Source organism: Kosakonia sp. H02 (assembly GCA_030704225.1).
Taxonomy (GTDB): Bacteria; Pseudomonadota; Gammaproteobacteria; order Enterobacterales; family Enterobacteriaceae; genus Kosakonia.
In genome coordinates this window covers 2,550,636-2,567,426 of the sequence record CP131915.1, presented here as the reverse complement: position 1 = coordinate 2,567,426, position 16,791 = coordinate 2,550,636, and the positions used below count along the sequence as shown (strand labels likewise).

The following is a 16,791-nucleotide window of genomic DNA, read 5'->3' as shown; positions in this document are numbered from 1 at the left end:
TTTTCTCCCACTGACGCTCACGCTATGCCGCTGCTGACCGCATCCGACAAAGCTCTGTGGCGGCTCGCGCTGCCCATGATCTTATCCAACATTACCGTCCCGCTTCTGGGGCTGGTGGATACTGCTGTGATTGGGCACCTTGATAGCCCGGTTTACCTGGGTGGCGTCGCGATTGGCGCAACGGCAACCAGCTTCCTGTTTATGCTGCTGCTGTTCCTGCGTATGAGTACCACCGGTCTTACCGCTCAGGCTTTCGGTGCGAAAAATGCGCCCGCGCTGGCCCGTGCACTGGTGCAGCCCTTACTGCTGGCGATTGCCGCTGGTGTCGTGATTGCGTTGTTGCGTACGCCACTTATTACTCTCGCGCTGCATATCACCGGCGGGAGCGATGCTGTGCTGGAACAGGCTCGACGTTTTCTTGATATCCGCTGGCTCAGCGCACCTGCTTCACTGGGCAATCTTGTGCTGCTCGGCTGGTTGCTTGGCGTGCAGTATGCCCGCGCTCCGGTGATATTGTTGGTGGTCGGCAATGTCTTCAACATTGTGCTCGATCTCTGGCTGGTGATGGGCCTGCATATGAATGTGCAGGGCGCAGCGCTTGCCACGGTGATTGCCGAATACGTCACGTTTGCTCTCGGGTTGCTTATGGTCCACCAGGTGCTACACCGGCGAAAGATCTCTTTTGCGATGCTCAAAACGGCCTGGCGTGGGGGTATCCGGCGGTTGCTGGCGCTCAACCGCGATATCATGTTGCGCTCGCTGCTGCTGCAACTCTGCTTCGGTTCGATAACGGTGCTCGGTGCGCGCCTGGGTAGCGAAACGGTGGCCGCTAACGCGGTGCTGATGATGTTTCTGACTTTCACTGCCTATGCACTGGATGGTTTTGCCTACGCGGTTGAAGCGCATTCCGGGCAGGCTTACGGCGCGCGTGATGGCAGCCAGTTGTTGCAGATTTGGCGCGCTGCCTGCCGCCAGGCCGGGTTTGTCGCGTTGGCTTTCGCCGTTGTATACGCGCTGGCGGGCCATGCCATTATTGCGCTGTTAACCTCATTGCCCGAGTTGCAACAGCTTGCCGGGCACTATCTTATCTGGCAGGTCGTTCTGCCGCTGGTCGGCGTATGGTGTTATTTGCTGGATGGGATGTTCGTTGGTGCGACGCGCGCTGCCGAGATGCGTAACAGCATGGCGATCGCCGCAGCGGGTTTTGCGGTGACGCTGTTGACAGTGCCGGTGCTTGGCAACCACGGTTTATGGCTTTCGCTGGCGGTTTTCCTGGCGCTGCGTGGTCTGACGCTGGCGCTGATATGGCGTCATCACTGGCGGGGAGGGAGCTGGTTTGCCCATAGCGATCACGCCTGATCACGCCTCGCTTACACTGCTTTTTATCGTTTAAGCGGTTAAAGATTCCGAATATGAAACACTACGCGGGATCCTTAACTACAATAATTAATACGTTCAGCACAGCGAGAACGTCATTTTAACCGAACGATAAGGAGTCAATGATGAATAAAGACGAAGTCGGCGGTAACTGGAAACAGTTTAAAGGCACTGTTAAAGAAAAATGGGGCAAACTTACCGATGACGATATGACCGTCATTGAAGGTAAACGTGACCAGCTGGTAGGTAAAATCCAGGAGCGTTACGGTTACGCAAAAGATGAAGCGGAAAAGGAAGTTACGGATTGGGAAACGCGTAACGATTACCGCTGGTAGCCAACACTCCCCTCAAGTGTGTTAACCCTCACAGGCTACCTGCCCCCAGGTACATGGATGTACCTCCCTCCCTTCATCTTTCCCGTTTTATCTGCGTTGGCTGCGCTTACTCACATGGGTCACATACGTATGTATGCTCCCCAATCCCTTCATCTTTCCCGTTTTATCTGCGTTGGCAGCGCTTACTCACATGGGTCACATACTTGTGTATGCTCGCCATTCCCATAATCTTTCCCGTTATATCTGCGTTGGCTGCGCTTACTCACATGGGTCACATACTTGTGTATGCTCCCCAATCCCTTCATCTTTCCCGTTTTATCTGCGTTGGCTGCGCTTACTCACATGGGTCACATACTTGTGTATGCTCCCCAATCCCTTCCTCTTTCCCGTTTTATCTGCGTTGGGTGCGCTTACTCACATGGGTCACATACTTGTGTATGCTCCCCAATCCCTTCCTCTTTCCCGTTTTATCTGCGTTGGCTGCGCTTACTCACATGGGTCACATACTTATGTATGCTCCCCATGATTCGTGCGCTTGCCGCCTTGCTAAAACGCGAAATATTTTGGGATTTCTATCTGAAAGATAAAAATTAACGCGGTTTCTTTTTGATCTGAAGGCTGTGATCGTGATGGCAATGGTCATGATGTCGGCAGGATTCCACTTCCACACAGGCCGCGCATAAACCGTGCGCTTCAATCACGTTATGGCGCAGGGCAAAGCCCATCTTCGCTGCCAGCGCGTGCATAATATCTTCCACCCCTTCCGCCTGCTCTTCTTTCACTGAACCGCAGCGATCGCAAATAAACATCGCAGAGGTGTGCGTCGGTTGGTCAAAAAGATGGCACAGCACATAGCTGTTTGTTGATTCCACCTTATGCACAAAGCCTTGCTCCAGCAGAAAATCCAGCGCGCGATACACCGTGGGCGGTTTCGCCTGCGGTTCGCTTTCGCGCAGCAGATCAAGCAAATCGTACGCGCTGATGGCCCCTTGTTGCAGGCTCAATAAGCGTAAAACTTCCAGACGCTGCGGAGTCAGGCGCACGTTGCGCTGTGCGCACAGCTTTTCAGCCTGCACTAACATCTCTTGCGAAGTGGTCTTATCCATAGGCGTTCTCTGGTTGGTGGAAACACAAGGATCACACTCTACCATGTCCTGCCCAAAACGCCGAGACTGGCGCCCGCAATCTCCTTTTCTCTGTTTTCTTCACGAAACAGATATCGTCTTCTATAAATAATGAGTGCCATTTGTAAAAAAATAATAGCCGTGCGCGACAACGCGTTCGGCAAAGTAAGTTCTCTTTTCTCCTTTTATTCACAGCAATAATGCATTCCTGTTTGGGCAAAAACTAACAGGTTTTAATACTCATCTGGCTACGAGAAACATACTGTGAAAAAAAAATGCAAACTTTCGGTGGTCGCTATCGCTGTCTCTTTTTTTGTGGCAAATCAGGCAGGTGCAGCCAATACCTGGGCGGAAGCGCGTAACGATGCAATGGGGGGGACGGGTGTTGCGTCCGCAAATTATGGCAGTGGAGCATTAATTAACCCGGCGTTGCTGGCAAAAGCACAGCCGGAAGACGATATAACCGTTATTCTTCCGAGTGTTCAGGCGCAAATTTCGGATAAGGACAATTTGCGTGATGAAATTGATTACATCAATGACAAAGTCGATCAGTATAAAGATGTTGTCGATAATCTTAACGCGGCAGATATTATTGCCGACCCCTTTGGCACACTAGACCAATTCCAGAATGCGGCAAAAGATCTGGCCGATGAGCTGGTCTATCTCCGCGGCAAAACGGCTCAGGCGAAAGCCGCAGCCGGGATCGCAGTCAGTATTCCCAACGATGTGCTGTCCGCGGCCTTTGTAACCAAAGCGTACGCTCATGCCCGCGTTAGCTCGAATATCGATCAGCAAGATATCGATTATCTGCGTAGCATCCAGAACAGCGACGCTGTTGCGCTGCGCGAGGCGCTGGGCGCAGCATTGTCACCGGACGGCAGCGATGAGATCACGCGCAACCTGAACTCGACCGCATCGGGTCGTGCCGCCATCGTAACCGATTTTGGTATCGCGCTGGCTCGCCAGTTTGATGTCGGCGGAGTACCGCTCTCCGTGGGCGTCACGCCGAAACTGCAAAAAACCTGGGTCTACAACTACACGGCGTCGATTTACGACTACGACAGCGATGACTGGAACAGCAGCCGTTATCGTCGCGATAACACCGGATTTAACGTTGATGTTGGCCTGGCCGCAGATTTCGGCAAGAACGTGACGGTCGGTTTAACCGGACAGAACCTCGTTTCCCGTAATATCGATACCCAGGAAGTGCTTATTCGTAACGGCAGAACCGGGGAAGTTCGCAATTACAAAGACACCTACCAGATTAGCCCGATCGTCACCGCCGGGGCGGCCTGGCACAACGATCTGGTGACCCTGAGCGCAGACGGTGATTTAACCGAGACTAAAGGCTTTAAAAGCGAGAAAAACTCGCAATACGTTGGTGTCGGTGCTGAAGTGCGTCCGCTTAACTGGCTGGCAGTTCGCGCCGGTTACCGCGCAGATGTAAAAGGCGATGACAAAAACGTCTTCACCGGCGGTGTTGGTTTCGCGCCGTTCAACCGTGTGCACATCGATCTGATGGGCCTGGTTGGCGAAGATGAAACCTGGGGTGCAGGCGCGCAGCTGAGCATGACTTTCTGATGATTAACCGGAGGCGCTGCGCCTCCGGTTTTGCCTGTGCTATAGTTACGCCCCTTTTTCACTTGATGCTTAATTATTCGCCATGCTGCCAGAAAAACCGTCCTCAACTTTTCCTGCTCATCGTTTCTCTATTGCCCCCATGCTCGACTGGACGGACCGGCATTGCCGCTACTTTTTGCGCCTGTTGTCACGCCAGACGCTGCTGTATACCGAAATGGTGACCACCGGCGCGATTATTCATGGCAAAGGGGATTATCTGGCCTACAGCGAAGAAGAGCATCCGGTGGCATTGCAGCTTGGCGGCAGCGACCCGGCGCAGCTTGCTCACTGTGCGAAGCTGGCTGAAACGCGCGGGTATGATGAAATCAACCTCAACGTCGGCTGCCCGTCGGATCGCGTGCAGAACGGCCGTTTCGGTGCCTGCCTGATGGGTGAAGCGCAACTGGTGGCAGACTGTATCAAAGCGATGCGCGATGTGGTTTCCATTCCAGTGACGGTAAAAACGCGTATTGGCATTGACGAGCAGGACAGCTACGAATTTCTTTGCGATTTTATTGGCACCGTAGCCGGTAAAGGCGAGTGCGAAAGCTTCATTATTCACGCCCGTAAAGCCTGGCTTTCCGGTCTGAGCCCGAAAGAGAACCGCGAAATTCCGCCGCTTGATTACCCGCGCGTTTACCAACTCAAACGCGATTTTCCCCACTTAATGATGTCGATCAACGGCGGCATTAAAACGCTGGAAGAAGCCAAAGCGCACCTCGAACAGATGGACGGCGTAATGGTCGGGCGCGAAGCCTACCAGAACCCGGGCATGCTGGCGTCGGTGGACCGTGAAATTTTTGGTGTGAATAGCGCAGATGCCGATCCGGTGGCAGTGGTGCGTGCCATGTATCCCTATATTGAGCGCGAACTGAGCCAGGGCGCTTATCTCGGCCATATTACGCGCCATATGCTGGGCCTGTTCCAGGGCGTGCCGGGTGCGCGTCAATGGCGTCGTTACCTGAGTGAGAATGCCCACAAAGCGGGGGCTGATATCAATGTGGTCGAGCATGCGCTGAATCTGGTGGCATCGAAGCGATAAAGCTTCCACGTTATCAACGCAATAACTGTGGACGTTACTAAAGTATTGAGCGGTTCATCACATCCTGGAGACATTTCCAGGCACATTGCTTAGAACCGAATAGGATTTAGATATCAAATCTGTCACTATCGCGGCGTTACGAATTCATCGAGCTGTACCCTACAATGCAGCCGAACTAAAAAAGAAAGGGCTTCCCGCGGGAAGCCCTAATTCTTTCAAGGAGATAGCTTAAGGGATCAGCAGGCTCGAACCCTGCGTGGAGCGGCTCTCTAACATTTCATGCGCCCGCTGCGCATCTTTCAGCGCGAACTTCTGCTCTTCTGATACATCCACTTTGATGACCCCACTGGCGATCAGCGAAAACAACTCATTGCTGGCTTCCTGGAGCTCTTCATAGGTGGTGACGTAGCCATTCAGGGAAGGGCGGGTCGCGTAGAGCGAACCTTTCTGGTTAAGAATGCCAAGATTCACGCCGGTCACCGGCCCGGAAGAGTTGCCGAAACTGACCATCAACCCGCGACGGCGCAGGCAATCGAGGGAAGTTTCCCAGGTATCTTTCCCCACCGAATCGTAGACCACGCTCACTTTTTTACCGCCGGTCAGTTCTTTCACCCGCTCAACGACGTTCTCTTCGCTGTAGTTGATCACCTGCCAGGCGCCCGCCTGCTGTGCCCGTTGCGCTTTTTGCGCGGAACCGACAGTCCCGATCAACTTCGCGCCAAGCGCTTTCGCCCACTGGCAGGCAATCAGCCCGACGCCGCCAGCAGCAGCGTGAAACAGGAAGATTTCATCAGGTTTGATTTCGTAGGTTTTGCGCAGCAGATAAAACACCGTTAATCCTTTGAGGAACGAGGCGGCAGCCTGTTCGAAAGAGATGGCATTCGGCAGAACGGCAACTTTGTCGGCAGGAACGTTATGCACCGAACTGTAAGCCCCCAGCCCGGATTGCGCATACACCACGCGATCGCCCACTTTTACCCGCGTCACGCCGCTGCCCACTTTGCTCACTACCCCGGCGGCTTCCGTACCCAGCCCGCTTGGTAACGACGGTGGCGGGTAGAGCCCGCTGCGAATATAAGTATCAATGTAGTTGATACCAATGGCTTTATTTTCCACCTGCACGTCATTTTCAGAGGGGGCAGCGGGGGTGAACTTTACCGCATTTAACACTTCAGGCCCGCCATGCTTGTGAAATTCTATTCTCGTCGCCATGTTCACTCTCCTGATCTGTGATAATCTCTCAACCCATTCATTACCCGGATAACTCCTTTCACTATGGCAGGAAATAAACCCTTCAACAAACAGGCTGAACCCCGCGACCAGAAGCTCGAGGGGATGAAAGTTCCTCCGCATTCAATCGAAGCGGAGCAGTCGGTGTTGGGCGGTTTAATGCTGGATAACGAGCGCTGGGACGACGTCGCCGAGCGCGTGGTTTCCGACGACTTCTATACCCGCCAGCATCGCCATATTTTTACGGAAATGCACCGCCTCCAGGAGATGGGCAAACCCATCGACCTGATCACGCTGGCGGAATCGCTGGAGCAACAAGGCCAACTGGATATTTGCGGCGGTTTTGCGTACCTGGCTGAGCTGTCCAAAAATACGCCAAGTGCGGCGAACATCAGCGCTTATGCAGATATCGTGCGTGAACGCGCCGTTGTTCGCGAAATGATCTCCGTGGCGAATGAAATCGCCAACGCCGGTTTTGATCCGCAAGGGCGCACCAGCGAAGATCTGCTGGATTTGGCGGAGTCGCGGGTATTCAAGATTGCCGAAAGCCGCGCGAATAAAGATGAAGGCCCGAAAAACATCGCCGATGTCCTCGAAGCCACCGTGGCGCGTATTGAGCTGTTATTCCAGCAACCGCACGATGGCGTGACCGGCGTGAATACCGGCTACGATGACCTCAATAAAAAGACCGCCGGTTTGCAGCCTTCGGATTTGATCATCGTCGCTGCTCGTCCGTCGATGGGTAAAACGACATTTGCGATGAACCTCGTCGAAAACGCGGCGATGCTACAGGATAAGCCAGTACTTATCTTCAGTCTTGAAATGCCCTCAGAGCAGATCATGATGCGTTCGCTTGCGTCGCTGTCGCGTGTGGATCAGACCCGCATTCGTACCGGCCAGCTGGATGACGAAGACTGGGCGCGCATTTCCGGCACCATGGGCATTCTGCTGGAAAAACGCAACATCTATATCGATGACTCGTCCGGCCTGACGCCGACAGAAGTGCGTTCCCGCGCGCGACGTATCGCCCGCGAACACGGCGGGATCGGGCTTATCATGATCGACTACCTGCAACTGATGCGCGTGCCGTCGCTGTCGGACAACCGTACGCTGGAAATCGCGGAAATTTCCCGCTCGCTGAAGGCACTGGCGAAAGAGTTACAGGTGCCGGTGGTGGCGCTGTCGCAGCTTAACCGCTCGCTGGAACAGCGCGCGGATAAACGCCCGGTCAACTCCGATCTGCGTGAATCCGGCTCTATCGAGCAGGATGCCGACTTAATCATGTTTATCTACCGTGATGAGGTTTATCACGAAAACAGTGACTTAAAAGGCATCGCCGAAATCATTATTGGTAAGCAGCGTAACGGCCCGATTGGGACGGTACGTCTGACATTTAACGGGCAGTGGTCGCGTTTTGATAATTATGCGGGGCCACAATATGACGACGAATAAATCTTCTTCATCCTTCGCGCTACAGGTGCGTTGACTGCGCTCGCTCACCCCGGTCACTTAGTTTACTAAGCTCACGGGGATTCACGAGCTTGTCGCCTTCCTGCAACACGAATGATTTTGAAGCCAGATTTACAAAGGAATTTAAATGCAAGCGGCAACCGTAGTAGTTAACCGCCGCGCTCTGCGACACAATCTGCAACGCCTGCGCGAACTGGCTCCCGCCAGCCGCCTGGTTGCGGTCGTGAAAGCGAACGCCTATGGACACGGTCTTCTCGAGACCGCGCGAACGCTCCCCGATGCCGATGCTTTCGGTGTCTCCCGTCTTGAAGAAGCCCTGCAACTGCGCGCAGGCGGCATTACGCAGCCGATCCTGTTACTGGAAGGTTTCTTCGCCGCCAGCGATCTGCCCCTGGTCGCTGAACACCGGCTCCATACTGTTATTCACAGCATTGAACAGCTCGAAGCACTGGAAACAGCCACGCTAACAGAGCCGGTCAATGTGTGGATGAAACTCGACACCGGCATGCACCGCCTCGGCGTGCATCCTCATGAAGCGCAAGCGTTTTATACCCGCTTGTCACAGTGCAAAAACGTGCGCCAGCCGGTGAACATCGCCAGCCACTTTGCCCGCGCTGATGAGCCGGAATGCGGCGCAACAGAACGCCAGCTCGATCTCTTCACTACCTTTACCGATGGCAAGCCTGGCTTGCGGTCGATTGCCGCGTCGGGCGGAATACTGCTGTGGCCGCAATCCCATTTCGACTGGGTGCGTCCCGGCATTATTTTGTACGGCGTTTCGCCGCTCGAGAGTAAACCTTGGGGGACGGATTTTGGCTTCCAGCCGGTGATGACTTTGACCTCACAACTGATTGCCGTACGCGAGCATAAAGCGGGCGATCCGGTGGGTTACGGCGGCACGTGGGAAAGCGCGCGCGACACTCGTTTGGGCGTGGTGGCGATGGGCTATGGCGATGGCTACCCGCGCGCTGCGCCGTCCGGTACGCCGGTGCTGGTCAACGGGCGTGAAGTGCCGATTGTCGGTCGTGTTGCCATGGACATGATTTGTGTCGATCTCGGCCCCGATGCGCAGGACAAAGCGGGCGATGAAGTTGTGCTGTGGGGCGAAGGTTTGCCCGTCGAGCGCATCGCGCAAGCCACAAATGTGAGTGCTTACGAACTTATTACGCGCCTGACATCAAGGGCGACGCTTCGCTATATCGATTAATGCTTAGCGCTTTCCTGAGCGGGAAAGCGCTGCTCCTCTCGATCTTCCCCGGCTTCCAGTTTATTGTGGAGGTCCTGCCTACTGTAAACCTGGAGAAGACAAGCGTGTTTCAGAAAGTTGACGCCTATGCCGGCGACCCGATCCTCTCATTAATGGAGCGCTTCAAAGAAGATCCGCGCAGCGACAAAGTGAACCTCAGTATCGGGCTCTATTACGACGAAGAGGGGATTATTCCGCGTCTGCAAGCGGTTGCCGAAGCCGAAGCGCGTCTTAATGCGCAGCAGCACGGCGCATCGGTCTATCTGCCAATGGAAGGGCTGAACAGCTATCTTCACACCATCGCGCCGCTGCTGTTTGGTGCCGATCACCCGGTGCTGGCGCAAAAACGCGTGGCCACCATCCAGACGCTTGGCGGCTCAGGCGCACTGAAAATCGGCGCCGATTTTCTGAAACGTTACTTTCCCAACTCCGGCGTCTGGGTAAGCGATCCCACTTGGGAAAACCATGTCGCCATTTTTGAAGGCGCGGGTTTCGAAGTAAACACTTACCCGTGGTACGACGCCACCACCAACGGCGTGCGTTTCGCGGCGTTTCTGGAAAAACTGAACACCCTCGCGGAGCAGAGCATTGTGCTGTTGCATCCTTGCTGTCATAACCCGACCGGCGCGGATCTGACCAACGACCAGTGGGACCAGGTGGTGGAAGTGCTGAAAGCGCGTAACCTGATCCCGTTCCTCGACATTGCGTATCAAGGTTTCGGTGCGGGCATGGAAGAAGATGCTTACGCCATCCGCGCGGTTGCGCACGCCGGGCTGCCCGCGCTGGTCAGCAACTCGTTCTCTAAAATTTTCTCCCTGTATGGCGAGCGCATCGGCGGGCTTTCTGTGGTCTGTGAAGATACCGAAGCCGCAGGCCGCGTGCTGGGGCAGTTAAAAGCGACCGTGCGCCGCAACTACTCCAGCCCGCCGAGTTATGGTGCGCAACTGGTAGCAGCAGTGTTGAGTGATGCGGGTTTAAAAGCCTCGTGGCTGGCGGAAGTGGAAGCCATGCGTACGCGTATTCTGGCGATGCGTCAGGAGCTTGTCACCGTGCTGAAAGAGGCAATTCCGGGTGGTAATTTTGATTACCTGATCAGGCAGCGCGGCATGTTTAGCTACACCGGCCTGAGTGCGGCCCAGGTTGATCGTTTACGCGAAGAGTTTGGCATTTATCTGCTTTCAAGCGGCCGCATGTGCGTGGCTGGGCTGAATAGCCGTAACGTGCATCGTGTGGCGCAAGCATTCGCCGCTGTTATGTAAGTACTTACTTATCTTGTTCATTGATTACCCGATCCTCTGCGCTTTTGCAGGGGATCACCTTCCTCTGTATTCTCTTAATCTATGGATATTCCACAGAAATCCCTTTTTTTAACCCGCCGCTGGGGTTATGGTCTGGTAAGATTTTGACCATTCGCACCATTTATAAAATATAACAAACTGATAATTTAGGGATAAATATGCGAAAGCTCACGCGCGCCTTTGGCGCTGCCTGCTTATGGATGGCCATTAGTAGTGTTGCTGTGTATGCCTCTGCGCCTGGCCCCGTCTCTGATGGAACTAACGTTGCAAAACTGGCCGAACAGGCACCGATTCACTGGGTTTCCGTGGCACAAATCGAACGCTCACTGCTTGAGCGCCCGCCAATGGCGGTGGGATTTGATATCGACGACACGGTGCTTTTCTCCAGCCCCGGCTTCTGGCGTGGGAAGAAAACCTGGTCTCCCGACAGTGACGATTACCTGCACAACCCGGCGTTCTGGGAAAAAATGAATAACGGCTGGGATGAATTCAGTATCCCGAAAGAGGTGGCACGCCAGTTAATAGCTATGCACGTGAAGCGTGGCGATACGCTGTTTTTCATCACCGGGCGAAGCCCGACCAAAACAGAAACCGTAACGAAAACCCTCCAGGATGATTTCCTTATTCCTGCCGTCAATATGACCCCGGTTATTTTCGCTGGCGTCAAGCCAGGCCAGAACACGAAAACCCAATGGCTGAAGGCGAAGCAGATCCGCGTTTTTTACGGTGATTCAGACAGCGACATCTCCGCCGCTCGCGAAAGCGAAGCCCGGCCTGTTCGCGTGCTGCGCGCCTCCAATTCGACTTACCGGCCTTTGCCGCAGGCGGGCGCGCTGGGTGAAGAAGTGATTGTCGATTCAGAGTATTAATGTTTTGCCGCTTTTTTAAACTAAATCGGGCGGTCGGGTTTCCCCTTTTGGCGACATGCTGCACACTTACAGGGATTCATTTTCCAAAAGGAGCAGCAAATGTGGCATCAACAAACGCTTACGCTTAGCGAAAAATCGCGCGGGTTTCATCTGGTCACAGATGAGGTTCTCGGGCAAATTCACGCGCTGTCGGGCGTAAAAACCGGTTTGTTACACCTGCTGCTTCAGCACACTTCCGCTTCTCTCACCCTGAATGAAAATTGCGATCCCACCGTGCGCCACGATATGGAGCGCCACTTTTTAAACGCCGTGCCGGACAACGCACCGTATGAGCATGATTATGAAGGGCCGGATGATATGCCGTCGCATATCAAATCCTCAACCCTTGGCGTTTCACTGCTGTTACCTGTGCAGAACGGGCGCGTGTTGCTTGGCACATGGCAGGGGATTTGGCTGGGAGAGCATCGCATCCACGGCGGTTCGCGGAGGATTATCGCGACACTACAAGGGGAATAAACGATGACAATTTCGGAGTTGTTACAGTATTGCATGGCGAAACCTGGCGCTGAACAGAGCGTTCACAGCGACTGGAAAGCCACGCAAATAAAAGTTGCGGATGTACTGTTCGCGATGGTGAAAGAGGTGGAAGGCCGCCCGGCGGCGTCGCTGAAAACCAGCCCGGAGCTGGCGGAGCTTTTGCGTGAGCAGCATAAAGATGTGCGCCCCAGTCGCCATTTAAACAAAGCGCACTGGAGCACGGTTTACCTTGACGGTTCGTTGCTGGATTCGCAGATCTACTCTCTGGTCGATGTCTCATACCAGCAGGCAATTGAGCTGTTGCCGGAGAATGTCCGGCAACAGCTTTCAGTTTGACTATTTCAGCATCGGTTTCAGGAATCGCGCCGTGTGCGACGCTTCGCATTCGGCGACGGTTTCCGGCGTACCAGAGACCAGAATTTCCCCACCGCCGCTGCCACCTTCCGGGCCGAGATCGACAATCCAGTCCGCGGTTTTAATCACGTCCAGGTTGTGCTCAATCACCACAATAGTGTTGCCCTGATCCCGCAACTGATGCAGCACATCCAGCAACTGCTGAATATCGGCAAAGTGCAGGCCGGTGGTCGGTTCGTCGAGAATATAGAGCGTCTGCCCGGTGCCGCGTTTCGACAGCTCGCGCGCCAGCTTCACGCGCTGGGCTTCACCACCGGAAAGCGTCGTCGCCGACTGGCCGAGACGAATATAGGTCAGACCGACATCCATCAGCGTTTGCAGCTTACGCGCCAGCGCCGGGACGGCATCAAAGAACTCACGCGCTTCTTCGATAGTCATATCCAGCACTTCGTGGATGGTCTTGCCTTTGTATTTGATCTCCAGCGTTTCGCGGTTATAGCGCTTGCCTTTGCACTGGTCGCACGGCACATAAATGTCCGGCAGAAAGTGCATTTCGACTTTGATAACGCCGTCGCCCTGGCAGGCTTCACAGCGCCCGCCGCGCACGTTAAAGCTAAAACGCCCCGGCGTGTAGCCGCGTGAACGGGATTCCGGCACGCCCGCGAACAGCTCGCGCACCGGTGTAAAGACGCCGGTGTAGGTTGCCGGGTTGGAGCGCGGCGTACGGCCGATCGGGCTTTGGTCGATATCAATCACTTTATCGAAATGCTCCAGCCCGTGAACCTCACGGTATGGCGCAGGTTCAGCGATGGTCGCACCGTTCAACTGACGCTGGGCGATAGGGAACAGCGTGTCGTTGATCAGCGTCGATTTCCCGGAACCGGAAACGCCGGTGATGCAGGTGAACAGACCCACCGGCAGCGTCAGCGTCACGTCTTTCAGGTTGTTGCCGCGCGCGCCAGTCAGTTTCAGCACTTTTTGCGGATCGGCTTTTACGCGCGCTTTCGGCACCTCGATTTTACGCTTGCCGCTCATGTACTGGCCGGTAAGGGATTCCGGCACCGCCATGATCGCCTCCAGCGGGCCTTCTGCTACCACCTGGCCGCCGTGCACGCCCGCGCCAGGGCCGATATCGATCACGTGGTCTGCCGCGCGAATGGCATCTTCGTCGTGCTCAACGACAATCACCGTGTTACCGAGATTGCGCAGATGGACAAGCGTACCCAGCAGGCGCTCGTTGTCGCGCTGATGCAGACCGATGGACGGCTCATCCAGCACGTACATCACGCCCACCAGGCCTGCGCCAATCTGGCTTGCCAGGCGAATACGCTGCGCTTCGCCGCCGGAAAGGGTTTCTGCCGAGCGGGAAAGCGTCAGGTAGTTCAGACCGACATTGACGAGGAATTTCAGACGATCGCCAATCTCTTTGAGCACCTTTTCAGCGATTTTTGCGCGCTGACCGGAAAGTTTCAGGTTGTTGAAGAAGTCCATCGCATGGCCGATGCTCATATCGGAAATGGTCGGCAGCGGCGTATCTTCTACAAAAACATGGCGCGCTTCGCGACGCAGGCGCGTTCCTTCACAGGTCGCGCATGGACGGTTGCTGATGAACTTCGCCAGCTCTTCGCGCACGGCGCTCGATTCTGTCTCTTTGTAGCGGCGCTCCATATTGTGCAGCACGCCTTCGAACGGGTGACGGCGCACGGAAGTGTCGCCGCGATCGTTCATATATTTGAACTCAATAGACTCTTTTCCTGAGCCGAACAGGATCACTTTCTGCACGTTAGCGTTGAGGCTTTCCCACGGCGCTTCGACGTCAAATTTGTAGTGATCGGCCAGCGATTTCAGCATCTGGAAATAGTAGAAGTTACGGCGATCCCAGCCGCGGATTGCGCCACCGGCCAGCGACAGCTCCGGGTTCTGGATGACGCGATCGGGATCGAAATATTGCTGTACGCCCAGACCATCACAGGTCGGGCATGCGCCCGCCGGGTTGTTAAACGAGAACAGGCGCGGTTCCAGCTCGCGCATGCTGTAGCCGCAAATCGGGCAGGCAAAGTTCGCCGAGAATAGCAGCTCTTCGGTGTCAGGCTCGTCCATATCGGCAACGATCGCCGTACCGCCGGAGAGTTCCAGCGCGGTTTCAAAAGATTCCGCCAGCCGCTGGGCCAGATCGTTACGGACTTTGAAGCGGTCAATCACCACTTCAATGGTGTGTTTCTTTTGCAGTTCGAGACTTGGCGGATCGGACAGATCGCAAACTTCGCCATCGATACGAGCGCGGATATACCCCTGGCTTGCCAGGTTTTCCAGGGTTTTAGTATGTTCGCCTTTACGCTCTTTGATGACCGGTGCCAGCAGCATCAGGCGCTTGCCTTCCGGCTGCGACAGCACGTTATCCACCATCTGGCTGACAGTTTGTGCCGCCAGTGGAACGCCGTGATCCGGGCAACGCGGTTCACCCACGCGCGCATACAGCAGACGCAGGTAATCATGGATCTCGGTTATGGTGCCAACGGTTGAACGCGGGTTGTGCGAGGTCGACTTTTGCTCAATGGAGATAGCGGGCGACAGACCTTCAATATGGTCAACGTCCGGTTTTTCCATCAGCGACAGAAACTGACGGGCATAAGCAGAGAGGGACTCCACGTAGCGACGCTGCCCTTCAGCATAGAGCGTATCGAAAGCCAACGAGGATTTGCCCGATCCCGACAGCCCGGTGACAACAATCAGTTTGTCGCGAGGGATGACGAGGTTGATGTTTTTGAGATTATGGGTGCGCGCGCCCCGTACTTCTATCTTATCCAATCCATTCACCTTTTACCCGGAGGAACACGTTTTGCCTGGTGTGTTTGAAGGACAACCGGCGGTCACAAACGGCTAATTATGACACAATTTAACCTGAATGAATATACAGTATCTGAATGCATCTTCCGCGCAGGTATGTCAAAATGCGCAGTCCGCGAGAGATCTTTGGAACACGCTTCGCAGCTATCAAAATGCTACATGGAAATGGTACACTCGCGTGTTTACACTACTAAGAAACGTTTTCAGGAGACACGATCATGGCCAGCAGAGGCGTAAACAAGGTGATTCTCGTCGGTAATCTGGGCCAGGACCCGGAAGTACGCTATATGCCGAGTGGTGGCGCAGTTGCCAACATTACGCTGGCTACTTCCGAATCCTGGCGTGATAAGCAGACCGGTGAGACAAAAGAGCAGACTGAATGGCACCGCGTTGTGCTGTTTGGCAAGCTGGCCGAAGTGGCCGGTGAATATCTGCGTAAGGGCTCTCAGGTTTATATCGAAGGCCAGTTGCGTACCCGCAAATGGACCGATCAGTCCGGTCAGGAAAAATACACCACCGAAGTGGTGGTGAACGTTGGCGGTACCATGCAGATGTTGGGCGGTCGCCAGGGCGGCGGCGCACCGGCTGGCGGCGGCCAGCAACAGGGCGGTTGGGGTCAGCCTCAGCAGCCGCAGGGCGGCAATAACAACCAGTTCAGCGGCGGCGCGCAGTCTCGTCCGCAGCAGCAATCCGCACCGGCACCGTCTAACGAACCGCCGATGGACTTCGACGACGATATCCCGTTCTGAGTTTCGCTAACAGAAAACGTAAAACCCCGCTTTCCGGCGGGGTTTTTACTTAATCCTTCAACGCAATCCCTTTCATCGTCTCCCAGATCCGCTGCTTATCCTGCTCATGTAAATTCTTCTGCTGCACGGCTTTCATAAACGTCTCTCGGTCTTGTTCCGTCAGAGGCTGCCCGGACGTTAACCGTGCCGCCACACTTTGCAGAATACGGTCGCTGAGTTGGCCGATTTGCGCCCGCGCTTCAGGAAGCGGGCGAGGCTGCCAGTCGGGTTCCGGCGCGGCCAGCCAGTCGGCACGATATCGGTACTGAATAGCCTTTGCGGCGTCCATTTGCGCCTGGATAAAGGGCTTTACGCTCTCGCCTTTTAACCCCAGCGACTCAGCATCCGCAGTCGCGCTCTCCAGCACCTTCTTTTCTTGGTTCAGATCCTCAATGGCCTGGTGATGCTGTGCTTTATACCCGGCGACATCTTTCATCCAGGACAAACGTTCATTCACCAGCTTTCCAGGGGAATTATCGGCTGTTGCAGCCGCCGTGGCGGACACACTCGCAGCAGCGAGAATCAACACGGCGGTATAAAGCTTGTAATCCATAATCACTCCGAAGACGTTAAATGTGGCAAGTCACCTCATGCTTCTCTGGCATGTCCGAACCATCAAAGCACGTAAGTACGCGAAAAGAGTGCACATCTAAT

At 54.9% G+C, this 16,791-nt stretch carries 15 protein-coding genes; 11 read left to right on the top strand and 4 right to left on the bottom strand.

The genetic code is table 11. The features are described from left to right. Positions 1–24 precede the first annotated feature (24 nt). Positions 25–1,359 (top strand): MATE family efflux transporter DinF, encoded by a 1,335-nt coding sequence (gene dinF, locus Q5705_12100; protein ID WLI75340.1) that lies wholly within the window; start codon positions 25–27, stop codon positions 1,357–1,359. A gap of 143 nt (positions 1,360–1,502) precedes the next feature. Further along, positions 1,503–1,712 (top strand): CsbD family protein, encoded by a 210-nt coding sequence (locus Q5705_12095; protein ID WLI75339.1) that lies wholly within the window; start codon positions 1,503–1,505, stop codon positions 1,710–1,712. 590 nt (positions 1,713–2,302) lie between these two features. On the opposite strand, the gene zur is transcribed toward Q5705_12095, so the two are convergent. Continuing rightward, on the bottom strand, positions 2,303–2,818 hold the full coding sequence (gene zur, locus Q5705_12090) for a zinc uptake transcriptional repressor Zur (GenBank protein WLI75338.1): 516 nt from the start codon (positions 2,816–2,818) through the stop codon (positions 2,303–2,305). A gap of 282 nt (positions 2,819–3,100) precedes the next feature. Between zur and traF the strand changes: the two genes are divergently transcribed. After that, positions 3,101–4,417, top strand: a complete 1,317-nt coding sequence (traF, locus tag Q5705_12085) for a conjugal transfer protein TraF (protein WLI75337.1) — start codon at positions 3,101–3,103, stop codon at positions 4,415–4,417. An 82-nt stretch (positions 4,418–4,499) separates the two neighbouring features. Beyond that, complete coding sequence (dusA, locus tag Q5705_12080; protein ID WLI75336.1) at positions 4,500–5,498, top strand: tRNA dihydrouridine(20/20a) synthase DusA; 999 nt, start codon at positions 4,500–4,502, stop codon at positions 5,496–5,498. A gap of 228 nt (positions 5,499–5,726) precedes the next feature. Here the strand turns inward: dusA and Q5705_12075 are convergent, their stop codons facing one another. Further along, positions 5,727–6,710, bottom strand: coding sequence for a quinone oxidoreductase (locus Q5705_12075; GenBank protein ID WLI75335.1), 984 nt, complete (start codon positions 6,708–6,710; stop codon positions 5,727–5,729). Positions 6,711–6,773: 63 nt separating this feature from the next. On the opposite strand from Q5705_12075, the gene dnaB reads away from it, so the two are divergent. From dnaB to Q5705_12045, 6 genes are all read left to right on the top strand, one after another. Beyond that, entirely contained in the window at positions 6,774–8,180 is a 1,407-nt protein-coding gene (dnaB, locus tag Q5705_12070) for a replicative DNA helicase (GenBank protein WLI75334.1), read from the top strand. A gap of 145 nt (positions 8,181–8,325) precedes the next feature. After that, positions 8,326–9,405 (top strand): alanine racemase, encoded by a 1,080-nt coding sequence (gene alr, locus Q5705_12065; protein ID WLI75333.1) that lies wholly within the window; start codon positions 8,326–8,328, stop codon positions 9,403–9,405. Positions 9,406–9,509: 104 nt separating this feature from the next. Further along, positions 9,510–10,703 carry an aromatic amino acid transaminase gene (gene tyrB, locus Q5705_12060; protein ID WLI75332.1) on the top strand — a complete coding sequence of 398 codons (1,194 nt, stop codon included), beginning with the start codon at positions 9,510–9,512 and terminating at the stop codon, positions 10,701–10,703. 197 nt (positions 10,704–10,900) lie between these two features. After that, positions 10,901–11,611, top strand: a complete 711-nt coding sequence (gene aphA / locus Q5705_12055; protein WLI75331.1) for an acid phosphatase AphA — start codon at positions 10,901–10,903, stop codon at positions 11,609–11,611. A gap of 99 nt (positions 11,612–11,710) precedes the next feature. Next, the gene (locus Q5705_12050; protein WLI75330.1) at positions 11,711–12,127 is read left to right on the top strand and encodes a secondary thiamine-phosphate synthase enzyme YjbQ; all 417 of its coding nucleotides are present in this window, start codon (positions 11,711–11,713) and stop codon (positions 12,125–12,127) included. Positions 12,128–12,130: 3 nt separating this feature from the next. Beyond that, positions 12,131–12,484 carry an MmcQ/YjbR family DNA-binding protein gene (locus Q5705_12045; GenBank protein ID WLI75329.1) on the top strand — a complete coding sequence of 118 codons (354 nt, stop codon included), beginning with the start codon at positions 12,131–12,133 and terminating at the stop codon, positions 12,482–12,484. Here the strand turns inward: Q5705_12045 and uvrA are convergent, their stop codons facing one another. Continuing rightward, positions 12,485–15,310 carry an excinuclease ABC subunit UvrA gene (gene uvrA / locus Q5705_12040; GenBank protein WLI75328.1) on the bottom strand — a complete coding sequence of 942 codons (2,826 nt, stop codon included), beginning with the start codon at positions 15,308–15,310 and terminating at the stop codon, positions 12,485–12,487. Between the two features lie 257 nt (positions 15,311–15,567). Here uvrA and ssb1 point away from each other — a divergent pair, with 257 nt between their 5' ends. Beyond that, on the top strand, positions 15,568–16,098 hold the full coding sequence (gene ssb1, locus Q5705_12035) for a single-stranded DNA-binding protein SSB1 (GenBank protein ID WLI75327.1): 531 nt from the start codon (positions 15,568–15,570) through the stop codon (positions 16,096–16,098). 49 nt (positions 16,099–16,147) lie between these two features. Here ssb1 and Q5705_12030 read toward each other — a convergent pair whose 3' ends face one another. Further along, positions 16,148–16,690 (bottom strand): chorismate mutase, encoded by a 543-nt coding sequence (locus tag Q5705_12030; protein ID WLI75326.1) that lies wholly within the window; start codon positions 16,688–16,690, stop codon positions 16,148–16,150. Positions 16,691–16,791: the final 101 nt, after the last annotated feature.